Here is a 20,668-nt window from a genome sequence, read left to right on the forward strand (position 1 = left end):
CGCACATCATAAAGCAAAGCTCCACGCGCGCGGCGGCGCGGTAATGAAACGTTGCAGAGGAAGCCCTCGGACGCGATGCGGCGCGGTATGCACGCCGCGCCTGGCCGTTCGGACGAGGGCAGGTAAGACGCTTCTCGAAGGTATAATTCGCCTCTCGCATTTAATTCCTTCGTGCCCATGCACGGCGCTGTTTTGCCGAATGGGCGCGCTCCGCTGCCGCGCTTCATGGGCGATTGTCTGCCCGCAGGCGCCGGCGCCTGTCTTCCGAGTAACCGCTAATGACCACCTCCGTTCGTACCCGTTTCGCACCGAGTCCCACCGGCTTCATCCACCTCGGCAACATTCGCTCCGCGCTTTATCCGTGGGCGTTCGCGCGCAAGATGAAAGGGACCTTCGTGCTGCGGATCGAGGACACCGACGTCGAGCGTTCTACCAGCGAATCGGTCGACGCCATTATCGAAGGCATGGCGTGGCTCGGGCTCGATTTCGACGAAGGCCCGTTCTACCAGATGCAGCGCATGGACCGTTACCGCGAAGTGCTCAAGCAGATGCAGGACGCGGGCCTGGTGTACCCGTGCTACATGTCGACCGAAGAACTCGACGCGCTGCGCGAGCGTCAGCGCGAAGCCGGCGAAAAGCCGCGCTACGACGGCACGTGGCGTCCGGAGCCGGGCAAGGTTCTGCCGGAACCGCCGGCCGGCGTGCAGCCGGTGCTGCGCTTCCGTAACCCGCTCACCGGCGTGGTGGCATGGGACGACGCCGTGAAGGGCCGTATCGAGATCTCGAACGAAGAACTCGACGACCTCGTGATCGCGCGTCCGGACGGCACGCCGACCTACAACTTCTGCGTGGTGGTCGACGATCTGGACATGCGCATCACGCACGTGATTCGCGGCGACGATCACGTCAACAACACGCCGCGGCAGATCAACATTCTGCGCGCGCTCGGCGGCGAGCCGCCGGTCTACGCGCACTTGCCGACCGTGCTGAACGAACAGGGCGAGAAGATGAGCAAGCGCCACGGCGCGATGAGCGTGATAGGTTATCGCGACGCCGGTTTCCTGCCGGAAGCCGTGGTCAACTATCTGGCGCGCCTCGGCTGGTCGCATGGCGACGCGGAAATCTTCTCGCGCGAACAGTTCGTCGAGTGGTTCGATCTGGAGCATCTGGGCAAGTCGCCGGCGCAATACGACCACGACAAGCTGAACTGGCTGAACGCGCACTACATCAAGGAAGCGGATAACGAGCGCCTCGCCGGGCTGGCCAAGCCGTTCTTCGCCGAACTGGGTATCGACGAGGCCGCGCTTGCCCAGGGCGCCGATCTGGCGGCCGTGGTGGGCTTGCTGAAGGACCGTGCATCGACGGTGAAGGAGATCGCCGAGAACGCCGCGATGTTCTATCGCACGCCGGCGCCGGATGCCGAGTCCCTCGCGCAGCACGTGACCGACATGGTGCGCCCGGCGCTTGCCGACCTGGCCGCCGCGCTGAAGACCGTGGAGTGGACCAGGGAAGCGATCGCGGCCGCGTTGAAGGCGACGCTCGGCGCACATAAGCTGAAGATGCCGCAACTGGCGATGCCGGTGCGTCTGCTGGTGGCGGGCACCACGCATACGCCGTCGATCGACAGCGTGTTGATGCTGTTCGGGCGTGATGTTGTCGTCGGCCGGATCGAAAAAGCGCTGGCTTGAGCGCGTTCGCGCGAGCCTTGAGAGGGTTTGCATGCGACTTGTGAAAAAAGTCGCATGCAATTGCTCAAAGGGTATTTACAAAGCGCAAATTGGCCTCTAAAATCTCGTTTCTGTTCTGCAAGGGGGGTATAGCTCAGCTGGGAGAGCGCTTGCATGGCATGCAAGAGGTCAGCGGTTCGATCCCGCTTACCTCCACCATCAGAGCAGAGTGAAGTTGTTCCGAAGTCTGGAACTTGTAGGAAAAAAGACTTCACAAACAGTTGTAACGTAGCTAGAATATCGGTCTTTGCTGCTGACGAAGCGAAAGTTAGCGTGAGTTAGCAGCAAGATAAAGACAGATCTGAAAAGATTATGTCCCCTTCGTCTAGAGGCCTAGGACATCACCCTTTCACGGTGAGTACAGGGGTTCGAATCCCCTAGGGGACGCCAAACATCAGCGTCGCTTTAGTGTTCGAAGTCATGCTTCGAGTAGCAGTAGAGCAGCGCAGCTTGCAGAGAAATAACCGACGCTCGCAAGCCAGGGTGTAAAGACTGGAGTGGTAGTTCAGTCGGTTAGAATACCGGCCTGTCACGCCGGGGGTCGCGGGTTCGAGTCCCGTCCACTCCGCCAGACAAAGCCCGTTCATCCAAACTTGAACGGGCTTTTTCATTAAAGGTGTAAGCAGTACGTTGTCCCCTTCGTCTAGAGGCCTAGGACATCACCCTTTCACGGTGAGTACAGGGGTTCGAATCCCCTAGGGGACGCCAGCACATCGGCGTCGTTCGGTTGGAAGTTGAACGGTGCAGCGGTAAATGAGCCAGTCTCGTGAGCCGCGGTGCAGAAAATCTGGAGCGGTAGTTCAGTTGGTTAGAATACCGGCCTGTCACGCCGGGGGTCGCGGGTTCGAGTCCCGTCCGCTCCGCCAGATTTGAGAAAGCCCACTTCGTAAGAAGTGGGCTTTTTTTATTCCGCTGTCCAGCGCGCCTGGGTATGCTCGGGAAAAACAGCCATTGCCAGCGCGCGCGGCCTGTTTTACCGTTGACCCGACTCTTCCATGTCGCCCCGCCATGTTCGATCCCACCGAAGCTCCGTTACCGTTTCATCTGCGCAAAGCCAGCATGGACGATTTCGAGTTCGCCGAGGCGCTGACTCGCAACAACATGGGCGGTTACTACCGTCGCCACCATCTCGTCTGGCGCGGTGATCTGTTTCTAGGTAGCTGGCGCGAGTCGGAGAATTTCATTCTCGAAATGGACGGCACACCGATCGGCGTATTGCGCATCACGCAAGAGGGCGACTCGCTGCATATCCGCGACGTGCAGATTGCGGAAGGCCATCGCCGGCTCGGCGCCGGCACATATCTGCTCGATGTTTCGCATCAATGGGCACGCGAGCGTGGCCTGCGCGAGTTGCAACTGCGCGTGTTCGTCGACAATCCCGCCGCGCGGCTCTATCAGCGCAAAGGTTATAAGCTGGCCGGGCCGCGCCTTGCGCAACTTGGCGCGATCCGTCATCTGGCGCGACGGGTTTGAGACGGCGGTGTTCTTGACACGCGGGGCCTGAGCGCGGACGTTTGGCACGCTGGCTTCGTGGCATCATGTTTGACGCGCAGGTGATCGACACGCAGGGTTAGCGGCGCGCAACCAGGCACCCAGCTAGGCGCTGCGTCTAAGCGCACGTTTGGCACCGGGATTTCAAGCACTCAGTCAGCGTCCGGCATCGTTCTCTGCATCCGCGCGATCTCGCGCGGTCTCGTCGTCCACCTCTGTGTCGCCATGCTCCCCATTCCCTACCCGATGTTCAGAGCCACGCTCGATAAACGCGCGCGGACTCTCACCAAATGCACGCCGGAACATCGCGGAAAACGCGCTTTGACTCTGATAGCCCAGTTCCAACGCGACATGCGACAGCGGCCGTCCTTGGCTCAATAGCGGAATCGCGCGCGCCAGAATCGCCTGCTGGCGCCATTGCGAAAAACTCACCCCCAGCTCCTGACGAAATAGCCGCGCAATGGTGCGCGTGCTCGCGCCGACGCTGGACGCCCATTGTTCGAGCGACTCGCCATGCGTCGGGTCCGCGATCACCGCTTCGCACAGCGCGCGCAGACGCTTTTCATTGGGCATCGGTACGGAGAGCGGCAGCGGTTCCGAGCGAGTCAGTTCGTCGAGTGCGAGCGCGCCGAGCAACTGCTCACGCGTAGCCGAGATACCCGGTGTGTCGAGCGCGGCAATCACTTCGCGCAGCAGATCCGAGACTTCGACCACGCGCGGCGTATCGAGTCCGGCCGGCACGGTGCTTTCGGTGATGTAGAGCGTACGCAGGAATGCGTCTTCGACGGCGACCACTTCGTGCGTCACATGCGGCGGCACCCAGATTGCCCGCGACGGCGGCACCATCCACGTCGTGCCGGTCGTCGCGACCCGCAGCACGCCGCGCGACGCATAGGCCACCTGCGCCCACGCATGCGTGTGACGCGCGATGCGCCAGCCCGAGGGCATCTGCCGCGAGCGTACGCGGATCGGATGCGTTTCGTTCGGCTGGAACTCGGGCGGAATATCGGCGAAGCGCACGAGGCTCGACGGGTTTGAGTCGGCGGATGAAGTCATGGTGAAGATCGATCCCGATAACGGACCGCGGCAAGCGCGGACCTCGAAAGTCATCCGAAAGCACCGCAAGGCAAAACCCGCTACGGCAAACCGCTGCGGGATCCTCATTGTAGGTGTTGCAAGGAACCGGGCGTTGCATAATGTCCTGATTGCCCGGACCCGAGGAGAACGCCATGAGTTTTGCTACCGCGGACTTGTGCGACGCGCACGAGGATCAACTGGCCCTCGGCACGTTGCGCGTGCTCGAGCCGGTCTTTCACCTGTTCAGCCGCGCTGAGTGTTTCAGCGGTGAAGCGGTGACAGTGAAGGTCTTCGAGGACAACGCACTTGTGCGGGTCACGCTCGAGGAGAAGGGCGCGGGCCGTGTGCTGGTGATCGACGGCGGCGGCAGCCTGCGTTGCGCGCTGGTGGGGGGCAACCTTGCGCAGATCGCGGAACAGAACGGCTGGGCGGGCATCGTCCTGAACGGCTGCGTGCGCGATACGCTGGAGCTCAATGAGGTCAACGTCGGCGTCGCGGCTTTGGCAACCTGTCCAAGGCGCGGCCAGAAGCTCGGCGCCGGCGAGCGCGGCGTAGCGGTGCAATTGCCCGGCGCGCTGGTGCGTCCCGGCGAATGGATCTACGCGGATATCGACGGCGTGCTCGTGGCGAGCGCGGTGCTCGACTGAACGCGGCCGGCACTTACGTTCGAACAGAGCCAGAAACAGAAGCCACCCAAACCCCCATTCAAGGAGAGCAAACGACGATGCAGACCGTCTTTGTATACGGCACGCTGCGTGCCGGTGAAGTGAACGACATCAGCGAAGCCGCGGCGCGCAACGAGATCGCCGCGCCCAATCGGCTCGGCACGGCCACGGTGCGTGGCCATCTGTTCGATTTCGGTTCGTATCCGGGCCTCGTGATCGACGAAGCGGGCGTCGACGTAGTCGGCGACGTCTACGAGATAGACGACGAACTCGTTGCCGTGCTCGACGAAATCGAGGCGGTCTATCCGGGCGTCGAGGATCGTTTCCTCGCGCGCGAAGTGATGGTGAAAGTCGACGGCGACGTCGTGAATTGCCGCTTTTATCCGGTTGCGCCGAATGCGGTGAAGGGCTTGCCTGAAATCAAATCGGGCGACTGGACCGAGTACCGCCGCACGCGCTAACAAACGCGCTACCTCACGCGCGCAAAAAAACGGCCCGGCAAGCATACGCCTGTCGGGCCGTCCGGTCGGTCAGCCTTGCGACTCAAGCCGCTTTCGCGCTAGAGGTGACACGCTAAAGCAGGCTTGCTACTGCGTCGTCCGTTATCAACGCATCGGAGCGCATCTGAATGAATGTCCCCGACGCATCCATGAGGCCTGACGTTGGCCTCAGATTTCCTCGTACAGCGGCAGCGTGAGGAAGTCGGTGAACTGCTCCGACGTCGACATCTCTTCGAAGATCTGCGCGGCGCGCTCATACGGCTTGGTATCGCCGCCCACGGCTTGCTTCACCTTGTCGAGTTCCTGCACCGACAACTCGCGCACCAGATCGGCCGTCACCTTGCGGCCGTCTTCGAGCTTGCCCTTCGGCGAGCGAATCCATTGCCACACCTGCGAGCGCGAGATTTCCGCGGTGGCGGCGTCTTCCATCAGGTTGTGGATCGGCACGCAGCCATTGCCCGCGAGCCACGCGCCCAGGTAGTGAATGCCGACATTGATGTTGTTGCGCAGACCGCCTTCGGTGATCGGCGCTTCCGGACGGAAGTCCGTCAGGTCGGTGGCCGTGACGAGCACGTCGTCGCGCTGCTTGCCGATCTGGTTCGGCTTGTCGCCGAGCACCTTGACGAACTCTTCCATTGCGATCGGCACGAGGCCCGGATGCGCGACCCAGCCGCCGTCGTAGCCGTCGCCGGCATCGCGCGCCTTGTCCGAGCGCACGCCGCCCATCGCCTTTTCGTTCGCAGCCGGATCGTTCTTGATCGGGATCAGCGCGCTCATGCCGCCGATCGCCGGCGCATTGCGGCGATGGCAGGTCTTCAGCAGCAGCAGCGCGTAGGCGCGCATGAACGGCGACGTCATCGTGATCTGTGAGCGGTCGGCGAGGCAGAAGTCGCGGTCGGCCTTGAATTTCTTGATCGCCGAGAAGATGTAGTCCCAACGCCCGGCGTTCAGGCCCGAGCTGTGTTCGCGCAACTCGTACAGGATCTCGTCCATTTCGAAGGCGGCGACGATCGTTTCGATCAGCACCGTCGCGCGAATCGTGCCGCGCGGCACGCCGACCGCTTCCTGCGCGGCGACGAAGATGTCATTCCACAGACGCGCTTCGAGATGGCTCTCCATCTTCGGCAGATAGAAGTACGGGCCCGAGCCGCGCGCGACCAGTTCCTTCGCGTTGTGCACCATGAAGAGCGCGAAGTCGAAGATGCCGCCCGACACGCGCTTGCCGTCCACCTTCACGTGCTTCTCGTCCAGATGCCAGCCGCGCGGACGCACGATCAACGTGGCGACCTTGTCGTTCAGCGTGTACGACTTGCCGTTCTGTTCCAGCGAAATCGTGCGGCGCACCGCGTCCTTCAGATTGATATGGCCGGTGATCTGGTTGTCCCAGCTCGGCGCATTCGAATCTTCGAAGTCGGTCATGTACGAATCCGCGCCCGAATTCAGCGCGTTGATGATCATCTTGCGTTCGACAGGACCGGTGATTTCCACGCGGCGACATTGCAGGTCCTGCGGCAACGGCGCGATTTTCCAGTCGCCTTCACGCACGCTTTTCGTTTCGGCGAGGAAGTCGGGACGTTCACCTGCATCGAGACGCTTCGTGCGCTCCGCACGTGCCTGCAACAACTGCTGACGGCGCGGCTCGAACGTGCGATGCAGCGCGGCGACGAGTTCGAGCGCTTCGCGCGTGAGAATCGCGTCATAGCCCGGCTTGATTTCAGCCGTGATTTCCATGCCCTGCGGCAGTTGCAATGATGAATGCGATGACTGCGGGTTCGCCATGTTTTCTCCTTGGTCGGTCAGATTGCAAAGATGCAAATGTTGAGATGCCGTTGAATTGCGGTCGATGTGCGTCGCGTTATCCAGTGGCAGCCGTCATGCGCCAGGGCTGTGGCGCGCGCGGCTGCCTCCGATGCCGCTGCTGCGGCCGGGCGACGCGAGGGTCTGCAGAAAAGCGAGCAGATCGGACATGCCTCCGCCCGCGCCATGCGGCGTGACGCCCAGTTCTTCGGCTGGGGCGTTTTGCCGGTTGAGCCAGAAAGTGGTGAAGCCGAACCACGTCGCGCCCGCCACGTCCCAACCGTTCGACGACACGAAGACGATCTCGCGCGGCAGCGCGTCGAAGGCTTGCGTGCCGAGCGCGTAAGCGGCGGGCGAGGGCTTGTAGGCGCGCACGGCGTCGACGGAGAGAACGTGGTCGAACAGGCGCGTCATGCCGGCGCTCTTCACGGCGATGTCGAGCATTTGCGGATTGCCGTTCGAGAGAATCGCGAGCAGCGGACGCGCGGCGGATTCGCCGCCCGCAGGCGCTGCTGGATTCGGCGTTACGTCGCGCAAATGGCGCAGCGCGGGCACGGCATCGGGGAACGCGGACAGGCACGCGTATTCGTCCATCAGACGCTTTTCGGCCGTGCGGCCCAGCGTGAGCTGAAGTTTTTTCGCGGCGAAACGCAAGGCGTCGAGTGTGATGTCCCAGAACGGCCGGTAGTGCGCACCGGGTGCGTCTGCCGGATCGGCGAGCGTGCGCAACTGCGTGTATTCGATCTGTTTTTGCCGCCACAACTGCGAGAGCGCATTGCCGTGGCCGGGGAACATCTGCTCCGCGGCAGCGATCACCGAATGCACGTCGAAAAGCGTGCCGTAGGCGTCGAAAATCACTGCTTTTGGGGAGAGTGTCGTTGTGGCCGACATTGCCGTGCGCTCCTATAGAGGTCAGGTCGAATTGTATTAGTGATGCTATACGCTAAAAAAGAGGCTAAACATCACTTGATCTTTTACTTTCATCCACCTAATCTGGCGCGCACCGACCACTTTCCCGCCCAAGTGCGGTTCCCATCGCTCATGGACCGTTTCAAGCAGATCGAGACTTTCGTGACCGTCGCGGCCAAAGGCAGCCTGTCTGCCGCGGCTTCGGCCGAAGGCGTCGCGCCGGCCATCATCGGCCGCCGCATCGACGCGCTCGAAGAGCGCCTCGGCGTCAAATTGCTGGTGCGCACCACGCGTAAGATCACGCTGACCTTCGAAGGCTCGGCCTTTCTCGAAGACTGCCAGCGCATCATTCACGAGATGCAGAACGCCGAAGCGAGCGTCTCGGCGGGCGGCGTCAAGGCGAGCGGCCATTTGCGGCTGTCCGCGCCGGCGGGCTTCGGGCGGCGCCACGTCGCGCCGCTGGTGCCGGCGTTCACGGTCGCGCATCCGGACGTGTCGATCACGCTCGACCTGTCCGACCGACTCGTCGACCTGGTCAACGAGGGTTTCGATTGCGCGGTGCGGCTCGGCGAGTTGCCGGATTCGTCGCTGGTGTCGCTCAAGCTCGGCGAGAACCGCCGTGTATGCGTGGCCTCGCCGTCGTATCTGAGCCGGCGCGGCGCGCCGCACAGCCTCGCCGATCTGGCACATCACAACTGTCTCGCGCTCGGCGCGAGCGCCAATCAGCAACGCGGCTGGATGTTCCAGCAGGGCGACAAGGTCGTGTCGATCAAGGTGTCCGGCACGATGGAATGCTCGGACGGCGCCGTGCTGCACGAATGGTGTCTCGAGGGCTACGGTCTCGCGTGGCGCTCGTGGTGGGAAGTCGGCACGGACATCGCGGCCGGGCGGCTCGTCAGCGTGCTCGACGAATTCGCCGCGCCGCCCATCGGCATTCATGCGGTGTTTCCGCAGCGCCGCCATTTGCCGTTGCGGGTGCGGCTGTTTCTGGACTTTCTCAAGCATACGTATGGGCACCCTGACTACTGGGGCTAAAACGGCGGGGGCTGACGCCCACCGGCGCCGCGCGGCCTTGCCCGGCGGTTGCGCCGCCGCCGCGAACAACGGGTTTCCCATATGCGGACAGACCCTCAACAGATTCATACGCTCAATTCCGCGACCTACAATCGATTGAAGCGGCTTGTCAGCCGGGCCTCGTTGGACGCTTAGGCCGCGCTGCGCGCAGCCGGCGACGGAGGACATCATGTTCAGACACATCCTGGTTCCGACCGACGGTTCAGATCTGTCTCGCAAGGCAATCGACGGCGCCATCGATCTCGCGCAAGCCGTCAATGCGCACGTGACCGCCTACGCGTGCCTGCCGCAATATCCATACTCGCCGTTCTCCGACGTGGTGGTCGAACCGCCCTCCGAATTCCTGCAACGCAGCGAACGTGAAGCGCGCGTGCACCTGCGCGAGGTGGAGATGGCGGGGCGTCGTGTCGGCGTCACGGTCGACAGCCGGACCAGCGTGCACCCGGCGCCGTATCTCGGCATCATCGAAGCGGCGGAGCAGGGCGGCTGCGACGTGATCTTCATGGCCTCGCATGGCCGCCGCGGTCTGGGGAGCCTGCTGATCGGCAGCGAAACGCAGCGGGTGCTCACGCATACGAAGATTCCGGTGATCGTGTATCGCTGAATCGTCGAATCACGGGCCACAAAAAAACGCGCCGGCGGTGAGGCCGGCGCGCGCTGTGTTCGCCGCACAATGCGTTGTGCTGGCTTTTTCTCCACTGCTGCTGCGATCTCTCCCAAGTTCCACTGCGAGATTCCGGCCGTCGGCGCTGTTCGACTCGCGCGCCGACGACCGAGCTCCTCCCTGTGACGGCGGCTCTCTGGCGGAGCCGCTTTTCGTCTGTCTGCCTTGTCCCTGCGATCAGACCACGGGGTGGATTACGCGACCTTCTTGTCGAAGAACTGCTCGTCTTCCGTCGAGCCATGCAGCGCGGTCGTCGATGCATCGCGTTCGACCGTTTGCGTTACAGCGTCGAAGTAGCCGGTGCCGACTTCGCGTTGATGCTTGACCGCGGTGAAGCCCTTTTCGGCCGCAGCAAATTCAGCCTGCTGCATTTCGACGAAGGCGGTCATCTGGTTGCGGGCATAGCCGTGCGCGAGGTTGAACATCGAGTAGTTCAGCGCGTGGAAGCCGGCCAGCGTGATGAACTGGAACTTGTAGCCCATCGCGCCGAGTTCGCGCTGGAACTTGGCGATCGTCGCGTCGTCGAGGTTCTTTTTCCAGTTGAACGACGGCGAGCAGTTGTACGACAGCAGTTGATCCGGGTACTCCTTGTGGATCGCGTCGGCGAATTTCTTCGCGAACTCGAGGTCCGGCTTGCCGGTTTCGCACCAGATCATGTCGGCATACGGCGCGTAGGCGAGGCCACGCGAGATCGCCTGCTCGAGACCCGGCTTCGTGCGGTAGAAACCTTCCACCGTGCGCTCGCCAGTCAGGAACGGCTTGTCGTTTTCGTCGATATCCGACGTGATCAGGTCGGCGGCTTCCGCATCGGTACGCGCCAGCAGCACGGTCGGCGTGCCGGAGACGTCGGCGGCCAGACGCGCGGCCGTCAATTTGGCGATGTTTTCACGGGTCGGCACCAGCACCTTGCCGCCCATGTGGCCGCACTTTTTCACCGACGCGAGCTGATCTTCGAAGTGCACGCCGGCGGCGCCCGCTTCGATCATCGCCTTCATCAGTTCGAACGCGTTCAGCACGCCGCCGAAGCCGGCTTCCGCGTCCGCCACGATTGGCTGGAAGTAGTCCACGTAGCCTTCGTCGCCCGGATTCTTGCCTTCCGACCACTGGATCTGGTCAGCGCGCGTCAGCGTGTTGTTGATGCGCTTCACGACGAGCGGCACCGAGTTCGCCGGATACAGCGACTGGTCCGGGTACATTTCGCCGGCGACGTTCGCGTCGCCCGCCACCTGCCAGCCCGACAGATAGATCGCCTTCAGGCCGGCCTTGACCTGTTGCATCGCTTGATTGCCGGTCAGCGCGCCGAGCGAGTTGACGAACGGCTCATTGTTCACGCTTTCCCACAGTTTTTCCGCACCGCGCTTGGCGAGCGTGTGCTCGACTTGCACCGACCCGCGCAGGCGGATCACGTCTTCCGCCGTGTAGCTGCGCTTCACGCCTTTCCAGCGCGGATCGGTTTCCCATTGCTGTTGGAGTTGCTTGGCTTGTTCTTGACGGGACATGGTGTACTCCTTGGTTGCCTGTATGGATGGGTGACTCTTTTCTTCGTCGAAGCGGTTGGCCGGTTGGGGCGTTTCGTTTCGTGAAGTCTTATATAAGAGTCTAGGCAAATCAATGGTCGCGCAATAGTCGCCGCGGAGCCTTTTTCGAATATTTGTTTGTCTTTAAAATCAAAGAACTACGTCGCGCGTTTCGCATTAAGAAACGACTTTTTCCATCTTGCAATAGGCCGTCTTGTGCCTTGCAGCACGATTTTTTACGACGCAAAAAAATTTTCCACATCGTGAAATTTGGGGCGCGCCGCAGTACGGACGAAAAAAAAACCGGCGCCTGAGCACCGGTTTCTTTCGACTGACGAACGGCGCGAGGCCATCCGGGTCTTTTTTCCAGCTGACTGCGCAGTACCGCCTGGGCGCTGCAACGGGCCGAAGCCCTGAAGCAGAGTGCGCCCGGTTCAGTACTTAGCTGCCGCGACGCGCCGTACGCGGGCCGTCGCTACGGCGTGCGCCGTAGCCGCCGTCGCGCGAACCGCCGTAGCCTTCACGCGAACCGCCGCCGAAGCCGCCTTCACGCGAACCGCCGCCAGCCGACTTGCCGGCCCAGCCGCCGCCATTGCCGCTGCCGCTGCGCGAACCGCCGCCGTTACCGGCCGGCTTGCCCGAGCCGCTGCCAAAGCGACGGCCACCGCCGTTGCCACCGCCCGGACGGCCGCGGCCGCCAAAGCCAGGACGGCCGTTACCCGACGGAGCCGACTTGCGCGGCTCGAAGCCTTCGACGACATTGACCGGCAGCGGGGTGCGCACGAAGCGCTCGATGCGCTTCAGCGCGCCTTGTTCCGCGTGATGCACGAGGCTCACCGCGATACCCGAGCGGCCAGCGCGGCCGGTACGGCCGATACGGTGCACGTAGTCTTCAGCGAACTTCGGCAGGTCGTAGTTGAACACGTGCGTGATGCCCGGGATGTCGATACCGCGAGCGGCGACGTCCGTTGCCACCAGCACGCGCACGCGGCGCTCGCGCAGTGCGCGGATCGTGCGGTTGCGCGCGCCTTGCGGCAGGTCGCCGTGCAGGGCGGCCGATTCGAAACCGGCGTCGGCCAGACGGCCGGCCAGCTGGTCGGCGTCCATCTTGGTTGCCGTGAAGACGATAGCCTGGTCGAGGCCTTCGTCGCGCAGCAGATGGTCGAGCAGACGATCCTTGTGATCGCGGTCGTCGACGTAATGGACGGTTTGCGCGATGTTGGTGCGCTGTTCCAGACGCTGAACGATCTCGATGCGTTCCGGATCCTTCAACAGGCGGCCGGTCAGCGAGCTGATCTTGCCGTCGAGCGTGGCCGAGAACAGCATGGTTTGACGCGAAGCCGGCGTAGCGGCAACGATCGTTTCGATGTCTTCGATGAAGCCCATGTCGAGCATGCGGTCAGCTTCGTCGAGCACGAGGATCTGCAGTTGCGACAGATCGATACGGCCGCGTTCCAGGTGGTCGATCAGACGTCCCGGCGTGGCAACCAGGATTTCCGGGTTCTTCGCGAGCAGCATCAATTGCTGGCCGTAAGCGACGCCGCCCAGAATGCTGACGGTGCGCAGGCGCTTCAGGTGCTTGCCGTACGTGGCAGCGGCAGTGGTGACCTGCATCGCGAGTTCGCGGGTCGGCGTCAGAACCAGCATGGTCGGACGGGCGACCGGTTGCGGACGGCGCGTGCGGGCGCCGTCGGCCGGACGCGGTTCACGCGGCTGGCTGGCTTGCGCCTTCTGCAGTTGCGAGAAACGCTCGATGGCGGGCAGCATGAACGCGGCGGTCTTGCCCGAACCAGTCGGGCTCGAGACCATCAGGTCGCGGCCGGCGATACCGGCGGGGATGGCGCGTTGCTGAACCGGCGTGGGGTTCTGATAGCCAGCGGCGGTCAGCGCGGAGACGACATCCGCGGACAGACCGAGCGACGCGAACGACGGGCCGGCCGGCGCTGCGGCTTCTGCGGCGACGGCTTCCGGAGCGGCAGCAACGGCTGCGGCTTGTGCGGGTGCGTCGGCGAGACCGAGGGCTTGGTCGGCGATGGCGTTCAACGGGCTGCTGGGGGTATTGCTCGAAGTCATGAGAATCCTTGGTAAATCCTTGGTACACACGGAATTAAAACGTCGGCGCCAATCGGCATACCCAAGTCGTCGGATTCAGCGAGCAAAGAAGCAGCGAGCAAATCGAAAAACGGGGGCAGCTCGCGACAATGAAGGCGAGCTTTTCGTTAGAAGCTGTATCGGATGCGACATGCCAACACGGCGTGCCGCCAGCCTGGGACATGATCGCCCGTAGGGGGCTAGGCAGGAGGGGACAGGTTCTAAACTGGATTGGAGCTAAACGCTACGAGGCGCTGCGCCGCAAAGGCCGGTAGAGGAAAGCCGGGCAAAGCAGTGAAGCGCAGGCAGCATTGTATAGGGTTTTGCTGCACTGCGCCACTGTTAGGAGTTTTCCTAGTGGAAAAGTTTGTGCCGGGTGCTGGTCTGGCGGGCGGTCCGGTTGTCGGGCGGGCCGCCAATGGTCGCTTCGCAGCTGCTTCAGGCCGCCTCGCCGCTCTTGAGCGCTTCGACCAGTTCGACGTATTGCTGCTTCGCGGCGTCCTGCGCCGTGCCCTTGAGCGCCGCCCACGCGTCGTACTTGTATTTGCCGACGATGTCGGTGAAGCCCGGCTTGTCGCCGTGAACGTCGCCGCGGGTAGCCTGCTTGTAGAGCGCGTAGAGGCGCAGCAGGGTGAGATTGCCCGGACGCTCCGGCAACTGCTGGACGTCTTCGTGGGCTTGGGTGAACTGGGTGTCGATGTCGGTCATTGTCATGTTGCCCGCCGGGCGGGATCGGGATTGAGATCGGCTGATGATCATAACAATTGCGTACCGCCGCGGGGCCGAGGGCTTATTCCAAACACCGGCCGGCAGACGGCCGCAACGCCGAAGCATGCCGCGCGCATGCCAAACCACATTTGCGTGCGCCGTGCCGATTACAATACGGTCCATGACTCAAACTGTGCTCCTCGCCCTCGATACCTCGACCGAATTCTGCTCGGTAGCGCTTCTGTCCGCTGCCGGCAGTGCGGTCGGCGCCACGCCTGAAGAGGCTCGCGCCGAACCGCGTCTCTGGGTGCGCCACGAGCAAACCGGTGCGGTGTCCAGCACGCGCCTTCTGCCCGCCATCCGCGAACTTTTCGACGAAGCCGGCCTGAAACTGGCGGACTGCGACGCCATCGCCTTCGGTTCCGGTCCAGGCTCGTTCACCGGCCTGCGTACCGCGACCGGCGTCGCTCAAGGCCTCGCGTTCGGCCTGAATCTGCCAGTCGTGCCGGTCAGCACGTTGCTCGCCTGTGCCGAGAGCGCCCGCCTGCGCGATCCGTCGGTGACACGCGTGCTCGCCGCGCTCGACGCCCGCATGGACGAAATCTATTGGGCCGACTACGCCTGGGACGACGCGCAAGGTGAATGGCGCACGCTGCAGGCGGCGTCGCTGGATGCACCGGACCGGCTCGTTTTGCCCGATGTCCCTTTCACGCTGGCAGGCAATGCCGCCGCGGCCTTCGGCGCGCGGCTGCCGGCGCTCGCCGCGGCGAAGAGCGTCGACGGCGAAGCGCTGCCGCACGCCGTGCCGCTCGCCCACGCTGCGCTGCGCGCAGTGCGCGCCGGCCGTACGGTGCCCGCCGACCAGGCTGCGCCGGAATACGTACGCGACAAGGTCGCCCAGACCACCGCTGAGCGGGTTGCAGACAAAGCTGAAAAAGCCGCCAAGGCCGAGCATGCCGCCAGACTCGCGCACGACGCAGCGCAAGGCGAGGGCCGGCAATGAGTGGCGTGTTGCTCGCGGACCGCTACATGTCGCCGATGACCGAAGGCGACCTGGACGAAGTCGCCGCCATCGAAAAAATCGCTTATGAGTTTCCATGGAGCCGGGGCAATTTCGGCGACTCGCTGCGCAACGGCTACTTCGGCGTTTGTCTGCGCCATGTCACGGGCACGCTGATCGGCTATTGCGTGCTGATGCCGGTCGTCGACGAAATGCATCTGCTCAATCTGTGCGTGACGCCCGCGGCGCAAGGCGCCGGCGCCGGGCTCGCGCTGCTGCGGGAAGCGGTGCGCATTACCCGCGCTGAAAAACTCGACGGCCTGCTGCTGGAAGTGCGGCCGTCGAATTATCGGGCGATCCACTTGTATGAGCGCTTCGGCTTTGCTTCGATCGGCCGGCGCAAAAACTATTATCCGGCGCGGCATCGCAGCCGGGAGGACGCCATCGTGATGCGTTTCTCGTTTGCCACGGAGGGCGCAGATGGCGCTGCATGAATCGGTACTGGAAGAGTTCGGGCTCGCGCCGCTGTGGGTGCGTCGCGGGATGGCGGTGGCGCAGGAGGTGGTTGTTGAGCCGCAAGCTCAAGCAGCATCCGAGGCCGCAGGCGTGGTCGGGCAGAGCGCCGGTGCGCTGGCCGGGCCGGATGCGCGTCGAGCAGAGACGCGCGGCGCGGCGCCAGGATTGCCACCCGTTGCTCGCGCTCAGCAAACCTCGCAGCCCGCGACGCGCGCGGCCGACGTACAACAAGTCAACGCCGCGCCAGCGCAAGGCGAACGCCGCACGCCTGGCCGTCCGGAGCAGGCATCGCCTGCGGCGGGGGCACGCGATCGGTTCGATGACCGGCGGCCGACGGCTGAGACGCGCGCAGGCGAGTCACCGCGTTCCATGCAGAACGGCGAGCAAGCTGAACGTCATGGAGGGCCTGCACAAGACCCGACGCAAGGACGGACGCAGGCGCCGGTCGAGACACGCCAGCCGCAACCATCGCAGTCAACGCAAGCGCAGCAACCGCGCAGCCCCGAGCCGCCGACATTCGACGCGCCACCCGATGACGATTTCGCGTGGTTCGACGACCTGCCGACCCAAGCTCCCGCCGACGCACGCGACGAAGCCCCTGCAGCGCCGGCAATCCACACGCTAGACTGGGACGCGTTGAGCGAGCGCGTCGCCGCCTGCCGGCTTTGCCGTCTGTGCGAGAAACGCACGAACACGGTGTTCGGCGTCGGCGATCGCGGCGCCGACTGGATGCTGATCGGCGAAGCGCCAGGTGAGAACGAGGACCGTCTTGGCGAGCCGTTCGTCGGCCAGGCCGGCAAGCTGCTCGACAACATGCTGCGTTCGCTGACGCTCGCGCGCGACACGAACGTCTATATCGCGAACGTGATCAAGTGCCGGCCGCCCGGCAACCGTAATCCCGAAGCGGACGAAGTCGCACGTTGCGAGCCGTATCTGCAACGTCAGGTGGCGCTGGTCAAGCCGAAGCTGATCGTCGCGCTCGGCCGCTTCGCGGCGCAAAGTCTGCTGAAAACGGAGGCGAGCATTTCGTCGCTGCGTGGCCGCGTGCACGAATACGAGGGCGTGCCCGTAATCGTCACGTATCACCCGGCGTATCTGCTGCGCAGCCTGCCCGACAAGGCCAAAGCCTGGGCCGACCTGTGCCTTGCGCGCGACACGTGGCGGGCGGCGGGCGGCGCGCCGTCGAACGCGTCGAAGTGACGCCCTCCGAGGGGCCGGCGGCCGGTTCCGACGCTGCGCCGGGCATCGAAGCCGCAAGCCGCGATACGCTGCTCGACACCTTGCACGACTCCGCCGTGCGCGATCTCACGTGGTTGTTGCTGAGCGCCGATCTGTTGCGCCCGCAACCACCGGTGGGCACGCTGGCGAATCCCTTCGACACGCCGCAGGAAGCGCAGGCGACCATCGACTGGCTGCGCGCGCTCGACGCCGCGCCCGAACCCTTGCATCGCGAGCTGGCGGCGACGCGCATCACGCGTCTTGGCCGGTACGCCGAACGGCTGCTCGGCTGGTCCCTGCAACATGGACCGGCGGCGCGGCTGGTGGCTGCCGGCGTGCCCTTGCGGCGCGCTGGTGTCACGCTTGGCGAATGCGATTTTCTGGTGCAGACGCGGCAGGGTGCGCGGCTGCATTGGGAGCTGGCCGTGAAGTGCTATCTGCATGCTGGCGGAGGGCATGCTCAGTCGTCCGCTCGGTTATCCGATTACGTCGGCCCGAATCTGAAAGACCGCTTCGACCTCAAGCTCGCGCATGTGCTGAATCACCAGTTGCCGTTGAGCGCGCGTGAGGAGTTCGCCTCGGTCGGCTACGCGGGTCCGTGGACGCCGCAGATGTTCATCAAAGGCTGGCTGTTTTACCGGCATGGCGAGACGCCGCTTGATCCTGTTGAGGTCGATCCGGCGCATGGCCGTGGGTGGTGGGTGACGCGCGATGATTGGCAGGCGTTCGCGGCGGCGCAGGCGCAAAAGTGGCGAACATTGCCGCGGCTGGAATGGCTTGCGCCGCGGCGTTATACGCCTCTTGAGGTGCAGACCGCGGGCCTCGCTTTCGTCGATGCGCAAACGCTCGGCGGACAAACGTTGCATCAGCATGGACCGGCGATGGTCGCCGCGTTCGCTGAGGACAGCGCAGGCAACCTTGTAGAACGCTCGCGTGGCTTTATCGTGCCGGACGAATGGCCCGAGCTGGCGCAAAGCTACGCGCGGCTGTAGCGGCGGGTGAGCGGGAAAGAAGCGGAAAAAACCAGGCGGCGCCAGAAAGACTGAGACGCAGACCCGAGCAGCGCAGCCAGTCGGCTACGACGCACAAAACCTGTCTCCAACGTCGATCAAAGTACGCAGTAGGGCCGTGCAACGCGGTGGGTCCGCTACAACGCGCGAGCACCTCACTGCTGTCGTTAAAAGTGCCGTAGAGCCGGGCAACGCCGCAGGTCCACAACCACGCGCGAGCGCCTCACTACCATCGTTAAGAGTGCCGTAGAACTGGACAACGTCGCAGGTCCGCTACAACGCACAAGCGCGCAACCATCAGCCAAGCCCCTAGACCGGGCGAACGCAGCCAGAGCGCCACAACACCCAGCCGCTTCTCACCACCACCGATAAAAATGATGCACCGGCCCGACGCCGCTGCCGACGTCGAGTCGATCGCTCGCTTGCAGCGCGCCGGTCAGATACTCCTTCGCGTCGGCGACGGCGCTCGCCAGATCGCCACGCTGCGGAATCAGCGCCGCAATCGCCGACGACAGCGTGCAGCCCGTCCCATGCGTATTCTTCACCGGCACACGCGGGCCGCCCAAACGCAGCGTGCCGCTCTCCTGCACCAGCCAGTCCGGACTATCGGTGGCGCTCAGATGGCCACCCTTCATCAGCACCGCGCGTGCACCGAGCGCACGCAGCGCTTCGCCTTGCTCGACCATGCCGGCTTCATCGGTCGCGGCTTGCACGCCGAGCAATGCGGCGGCTTCCGGCAGATTGGGCGTCAGCAGATCGGCAAGCGGCAGCAATTCGTCGCGCACCGCCGCGACCGCGTCCGGCAGCAGCAACGCGTGGTTGCTTTTCGAAATCATCACCGTGTCGAGCACGATGTGCTTCGGTTTATGCCGGCGCAGCGCGTCGGCGACCGCGCGCGCGATCGGCGCGTTCGCCAGCATGCCGATCTTCACGGCGTCGATGCGGATGTCGTCGAACACCGCGTCGAGTTGCGCGGTAACGAAGCCGGGGTCCGGCGCGTGAATCGCGGTGACGCCGCGCGTGTTCTGCGCGGTCAACGCCGTGATTACGCTCGCGCCGTACGCGCCGAGCGCCGAGAAAGCCTTCAGATCGGCCTGAATGCCGGCGCCGCCGCCGGAATCGGAACCGGCGATCGTCAGCACATTGGGAATCGGTTGAGTCATGGCAAAGCGAGGAAGGAGGAAGGCGCGGGCCGCGACGTGAGCGGGCAGCCAGCGCGGATCAGTGCTTGACTTCGCCGATCAGCGCGACCGAATCGAACGCGCGCTGGTTGGCCTGGTGGCGCCGCATCACGAACCACATCATCACGCAGACGAAGGTGCCGAACAGCACGATCACCGCCGTGACCGGCACGTCGAGCCACACCAGCACGGCGTAGAGGCACAGCATCACGAGCACCGAGAGGTTTTCGTTGAAGTTCTGCACGGCGATGGAGTGACCCGCCGACAGCAGCACGTGCCCGCGATGCTGGAGCAGCGCGTTCATCGGCACGACGAAAAAGCCCGACAGGCCGCCGACGATCATCAGAAACACATACGCGACGATCAGATAGCCCGGCACATGCACGCGGCCGAAATAGAGACCCCAATGGGCAGGGAACAGGTCGCGCGTGTAGAACGCCATCAGCATCACGGCGATGCCCATCATGATGCCGACCGGCAACACCGACAGCGACTTTTTCAACGGTACGCGGGACGCCGCGAAGATCGCGCCGGCCGCCACGCCCACGGCCACCACCGCCTGCAGGATGGCTGCTTCGGAGAGCGACATGTTGAGCGACACCTCGGCCCATTTCAGCACGATGAATTGCAGCGTCGCGCCGGCGCCCCAGAACAGCGTGGTGACGGCGAGCGAAATCTGGCCGAGCTTGTCGCGCCATAGCACGAGGAAACAGTCGGCGAAATCGGTAACGAGTTTGATCGGGCCGCGTTCCTGTTTCGGATAGCGCGCGCCGGTGTCGGGAATGCGCAGATTGAACAGCGCGGCGATGATATAGATCGCCATGATGACCAGCATCGCCGCCTCGGCGGGCGTGTTGACCGAGGGAATGTGGTGCCGCAGGATCGGCGCCGCAATGTGCGGGCTGATGAGCGCACCGCCGAGCACGGTGCCGAGAATGATCGAGCCGACGGTCGTGCCTTCGATCCAGCCGTTCGCGGCGACCAGCCGGTCAGGCGGCAGCAGTTCGGTGAGAATGCCGTACTTGGCCGGCGAGTAGGCCGCCGCGCCAAAGCCGACGATCCCATACGCGAGCAGCGGATGCGCGCCGACCAGCATCGTGATGCAACCGACGACCTTGATGGTATTGGTGATGAACATCACGCGTCCTTTCGGACGGGAGTCGGCGAAGGCGCCCACGAAGGCGGCGAGAACGACGTACGACAGCACAAAGAACAACTTGAGCAGCGGCGTCATCCAGTTCGGGGCGTGAAGATCTTTCAGCAGTGCGATAGCAGCGATCAGAAGCGCATTGTCGGCCAGCGACGAAAAAAACTGCGCGGCCATGATGGTGTAAAAACCTTTTTTCATCTGATGCGATGCTGTCCTCGCTGCGGTCTGTCCGCCCCGGCCGCTGGTTGAGCGTCCGGGCTTATGCCGTTCGAAATGGGTTGTGCGCACGGCTTTATATCATGAAAATAGATGGATTCGGACTAGCAGAATCCTTGATCGCACCGCCCAGCGGGCTGCCGAGCGTTGAAAACGC

Annotated in this window: 18 protein-coding genes and 5 tRNA genes; 15 read left to right on the forward strand and 8 right to left on the reverse strand. The window is 63.8% G+C overall.

Annotated features, from left to right (window positions below):
- The first annotated feature begins 278 nt into the window (after positions 1-278).
- From gltX to B0G74_RS04985, 7 genes are all read left to right on the forward strand, one after another.
- Positions 279-1,688, forward strand: coding sequence for a glutamate--tRNA ligase (gltX, locus tag B0G74_RS04955; protein ID WP_132373894.1), 1,410 nt, complete (start codon positions 279-281; stop codon positions 1,686-1,688).
- A gap of 122 nt (positions 1,689-1,810) precedes the next feature.
- Positions 1,811-1,886, forward strand: a tRNA-Ala gene (locus B0G74_RS04960).
- 155 nt (positions 1,887-2,041) lie between these two features.
- A tRNA-Glu gene (locus tag B0G74_RS04965) sits at positions 2,042-2,117 on the forward strand.
- A 104-nt stretch (positions 2,118-2,221) separates the two neighbouring features.
- Positions 2,222-2,298 (forward strand) — tRNA-Asp (locus tag B0G74_RS04970).
- Positions 2,299-2,359: 61 nt separating this feature from the next.
- Positions 2,360-2,435 (forward strand) — tRNA-Glu (locus B0G74_RS04975).
- Positions 2,436-2,516: 81 nt separating this feature from the next.
- A tRNA-Asp gene (locus B0G74_RS04980) sits at positions 2,517-2,593 on the forward strand.
- A 142-nt stretch (positions 2,594-2,735) separates the two neighbouring features.
- Positions 2,736-3,200 carry a GNAT family N-acetyltransferase gene (locus B0G74_RS04985; protein ID WP_012433487.1) on the forward strand — a complete coding sequence of 155 codons (465 nt, stop codon included), beginning with the start codon at positions 2,736-2,738 and terminating at the stop codon, positions 3,198-3,200.
- Between the two features lie 174 nt (positions 3,201-3,374).
- On the opposite strand, the gene B0G74_RS04990 is transcribed toward B0G74_RS04985, so the two are convergent.
- On the reverse strand, positions 3,375-4,274 hold the full coding sequence (locus B0G74_RS04990) for a helix-turn-helix transcriptional regulator (RefSeq protein ID WP_132373895.1): 900 nt from the start codon (positions 4,272-4,274) through the stop codon (positions 3,375-3,377).
- A 173-nt stretch (positions 4,275-4,447) separates the two neighbouring features.
- Here B0G74_RS04990 and rraA point away from each other — a divergent pair, with 173 nt between their 5' ends.
- Both rraA and B0G74_RS05000 read left to right on the forward strand, forming a co-directional pair.
- Complete coding sequence (gene rraA / locus B0G74_RS04995) at positions 4,448-4,942, forward strand: ribonuclease E activity regulator RraA (protein WP_132373896.1); 495 nt, start codon at positions 4,448-4,450, stop codon at positions 4,940-4,942.
- Between the two features lie 77 nt (positions 4,943-5,019).
- A complete protein-coding gene (locus tag B0G74_RS05000) occupies positions 5,020-5,421 on the forward strand; it encodes a gamma-glutamylcyclotransferase family protein (RefSeq protein WP_132373897.1) in 402 nt (133 codons plus the stop codon).
- A 207-nt stretch (positions 5,422-5,628) separates the two neighbouring features.
- Here the strand turns inward: B0G74_RS05000 and aceB are convergent, their stop codons facing one another.
- On the reverse strand, positions 5,629-7,239 hold the full coding sequence (gene aceB, locus B0G74_RS05005) for a malate synthase A (protein WP_132373898.1): 1,611 nt from the start codon (positions 7,237-7,239) through the stop codon (positions 5,629-5,631).
- A 93-nt stretch (positions 7,240-7,332) separates the two neighbouring features.
- Entirely contained in the window at positions 7,333-8,148 is an 816-nt protein-coding gene (locus B0G74_RS05010) for a haloacid dehalogenase type II (RefSeq protein WP_132373899.1), read from the reverse strand.
- 150 nt (positions 8,149-8,298) lie between these two features.
- On the opposite strand from B0G74_RS05010, the gene B0G74_RS05015 reads away from it, so the two are divergent.
- Together B0G74_RS05015 and B0G74_RS05020 are read left to right on the forward strand one after the other, a co-directional pair.
- Positions 8,299-9,201, forward strand: coding sequence for a LysR family transcriptional regulator (locus B0G74_RS05015; RefSeq protein WP_106279585.1), 903 nt, complete (start codon positions 8,299-8,301; stop codon positions 9,199-9,201).
- Positions 9,202-9,409: 208 nt separating this feature from the next.
- Entirely contained in the window at positions 9,410-9,844 is a 435-nt protein-coding gene (locus B0G74_RS05020; protein WP_132373900.1) for a universal stress protein, read from the forward strand.
- A 254-nt stretch (positions 9,845-10,098) separates the two neighbouring features.
- On the opposite strand, the gene aceA is transcribed toward B0G74_RS05020, so the two are convergent.
- The 3 genes from aceA to B0G74_RS05035 form a co-directional block, all read right to left on the reverse strand.
- Positions 10,099-11,403 carry an isocitrate lyase gene (gene aceA, locus B0G74_RS05025; protein ID WP_132373901.1) on the reverse strand — a complete coding sequence of 435 codons (1,305 nt, stop codon included), beginning with the start codon at positions 11,401-11,403 and terminating at the stop codon, positions 10,099-10,101.
- 459 nt (positions 11,404-11,862) lie between these two features.
- Positions 11,863-13,494, reverse strand: a complete 1,632-nt coding sequence (locus B0G74_RS05030) for a DEAD/DEAH box helicase (protein WP_132373902.1) — start codon at positions 13,492-13,494, stop codon at positions 11,863-11,865.
- A gap of 456 nt (positions 13,495-13,950) precedes the next feature.
- Positions 13,951-14,220, reverse strand: coding sequence for an acyl-CoA-binding protein (locus tag B0G74_RS05035; protein ID WP_132376843.1), 270 nt, complete (start codon positions 14,218-14,220; stop codon positions 13,951-13,953).
- A 181-nt stretch (positions 14,221-14,401) separates the two neighbouring features.
- Between B0G74_RS05035 and tsaB the strand changes: the two genes are divergently transcribed.
- From tsaB to B0G74_RS05055, 4 genes are read left to right on the forward strand one after another with little or no spacing between them, the layout of a single operon-like run.
- Positions 14,402-15,223 carry a tRNA (adenosine(37)-N6)-threonylcarbamoyltransferase complex dimerization subunit type 1 TsaB gene (gene tsaB, locus B0G74_RS05040; RefSeq protein ID WP_132373903.1) on the forward strand — a complete coding sequence of 274 codons (822 nt, stop codon included), beginning with the start codon at positions 14,402-14,404 and terminating at the stop codon, positions 15,221-15,223.
- Positions 15,220-15,714, forward strand: a complete 495-nt coding sequence (gene rimI, locus B0G74_RS05045; RefSeq protein ID WP_132373904.1) for a ribosomal protein S18-alanine N-acetyltransferase — start codon at positions 15,220-15,222, stop codon at positions 15,712-15,714. Before tsaB ends, rimI begins: the two co-directional genes overlap by 4 nt.
- The gene (locus tag B0G74_RS05050) at positions 15,701-16,936 is read left to right on the forward strand and encodes a uracil-DNA glycosylase (protein WP_132373905.1); all 1,236 of its coding nucleotides are present in this window, start codon (positions 15,701-15,703) and stop codon (positions 16,934-16,936) included. The genes rimI and B0G74_RS05050 overlap by 14 nt, the downstream gene beginning before the upstream one ends.
- The gene (locus B0G74_RS05055) at positions 16,933-17,946 is read left to right on the forward strand and encodes a DUF1853 family protein (protein WP_132373906.1); all 1,014 of its coding nucleotides are present in this window, start codon (positions 16,933-16,935) and stop codon (positions 17,944-17,946) included. Before B0G74_RS05050 ends, B0G74_RS05055 begins: the two co-directional genes overlap by 4 nt.
- 374 nt (positions 17,947-18,320) lie before the next feature.
- On the opposite strand, the gene thiD is transcribed toward B0G74_RS05055, so the two are convergent.
- Complete coding sequence (thiD, locus tag B0G74_RS05060) at positions 18,321-19,127, reverse strand: bifunctional hydroxymethylpyrimidine kinase/phosphomethylpyrimidine kinase (RefSeq protein WP_132373907.1); 807 nt, start codon at positions 19,125-19,127, stop codon at positions 18,321-18,323.
- Between the two features lie 58 nt (positions 19,128-19,185).
- A complete protein-coding gene (gene lplT / locus B0G74_RS05065; RefSeq protein WP_132373908.1) occupies positions 19,186-20,493 on the reverse strand; it encodes a lysophospholipid transporter LplT in 1,308 nt (435 codons plus the stop codon).
- Positions 20,494-20,668 lie beyond the last annotated feature (175 nt).

Source organism: Paraburkholderia sp. BL9I2N2 (assembly GCF_004339745.1).
Classification (GTDB): domain Bacteria; phylum Pseudomonadota; class Gammaproteobacteria; order Burkholderiales; family Burkholderiaceae; genus Paraburkholderia.

Bases quoted from the DNA above. Each gene is read 5' to 3' on its own strand.
- gltX (WP_132373894.1), top strand. From the start codon at position 279: ATGACCACCTCCGTTCGTACCCGTTTCGCACCGAGTCCCACCGGCTTC.
- B0G74_RS04985 (WP_012433487.1), top strand. From the start codon at position 2,736: ATGTTCGATCCCACCGAAGCTCCGTTACCGTTTCATCTGCGCAAAGCC.
- B0G74_RS04990 (WP_132373895.1), bottom strand. From the start codon at position 4,274: ATGACTTCATCCGCCGACTCAAACCCGTCGAGCCTCGTGCGCTTCGCC.
- rraA (WP_132373896.1), top strand. From the start codon at position 4,448: ATGAGTTTTGCTACCGCGGACTTGTGCGACGCGCACGAGGATCAACTG.
- B0G74_RS05000 (WP_132373897.1), top strand. From the start codon at position 5,020: ATGCAGACCGTCTTTGTATACGGCACGCTGCGTGCCGGTGAAGTGAAC.
- aceB (WP_132373898.1), bottom strand. From the start codon at position 7,239: ATGGCGAACCCGCAGTCATCGCATTCATCATTGCAACTGCCGCAGGGC.
- B0G74_RS05010 (WP_132373899.1), bottom strand. From the start codon at position 8,148: ATGTCGGCCACAACGACACTCTCCCCAAAAGCAGTGATTTTCGACGCC.
- B0G74_RS05015 (WP_106279585.1), top strand. From the start codon at position 8,299: ATGGACCGTTTCAAGCAGATCGAGACTTTCGTGACCGTCGCGGCCAAA.
- B0G74_RS05020 (WP_132373900.1), top strand. From the start codon at position 9,410: ATGTTCAGACACATCCTGGTTCCGACCGACGGTTCAGATCTGTCTCGC.
- aceA (WP_132373901.1), bottom strand. From the start codon at position 11,403: ATGTCCCGTCAAGAACAAGCCAAGCAACTCCAACAGCAATGGGAAACC.
- B0G74_RS05030 (WP_132373902.1), bottom strand. From the start codon at position 13,494: ATGACTTCGAGCAATACCCCCAGCAGCCCGTTGAACGCCATCGCCGAC.
- B0G74_RS05035 (WP_132376843.1), bottom strand. From the start codon at position 14,220: ATGACCGACATCGACACCCAGTTCACCCAAGCCCACGAAGACGTCCAG.
- tsaB (WP_132373903.1), top strand. From the start codon at position 14,402: ATGACTCAAACTGTGCTCCTCGCCCTCGATACCTCGACCGAATTCTGC.
- rimI (WP_132373904.1), top strand. From the start codon at position 15,220: ATGAGTGGCGTGTTGCTCGCGGACCGCTACATGTCGCCGATGACCGAA.
- B0G74_RS05050 (WP_132373905.1), top strand. From the start codon at position 15,701: ATGGCGCTGCATGAATCGGTACTGGAAGAGTTCGGGCTCGCGCCGCTG.
- thiD (WP_132373907.1), bottom strand. From the start codon at position 19,127: ATGACTCAACCGATTCCCAATGTGCTGACGATCGCCGGTTCCGATTCC.
- lplT (WP_132373908.1), bottom strand. From the start codon at position 20,493: ATGAAAAAAGGTTTTTACACCATCATGGCCGCGCAGTTTTTTTCGTCG.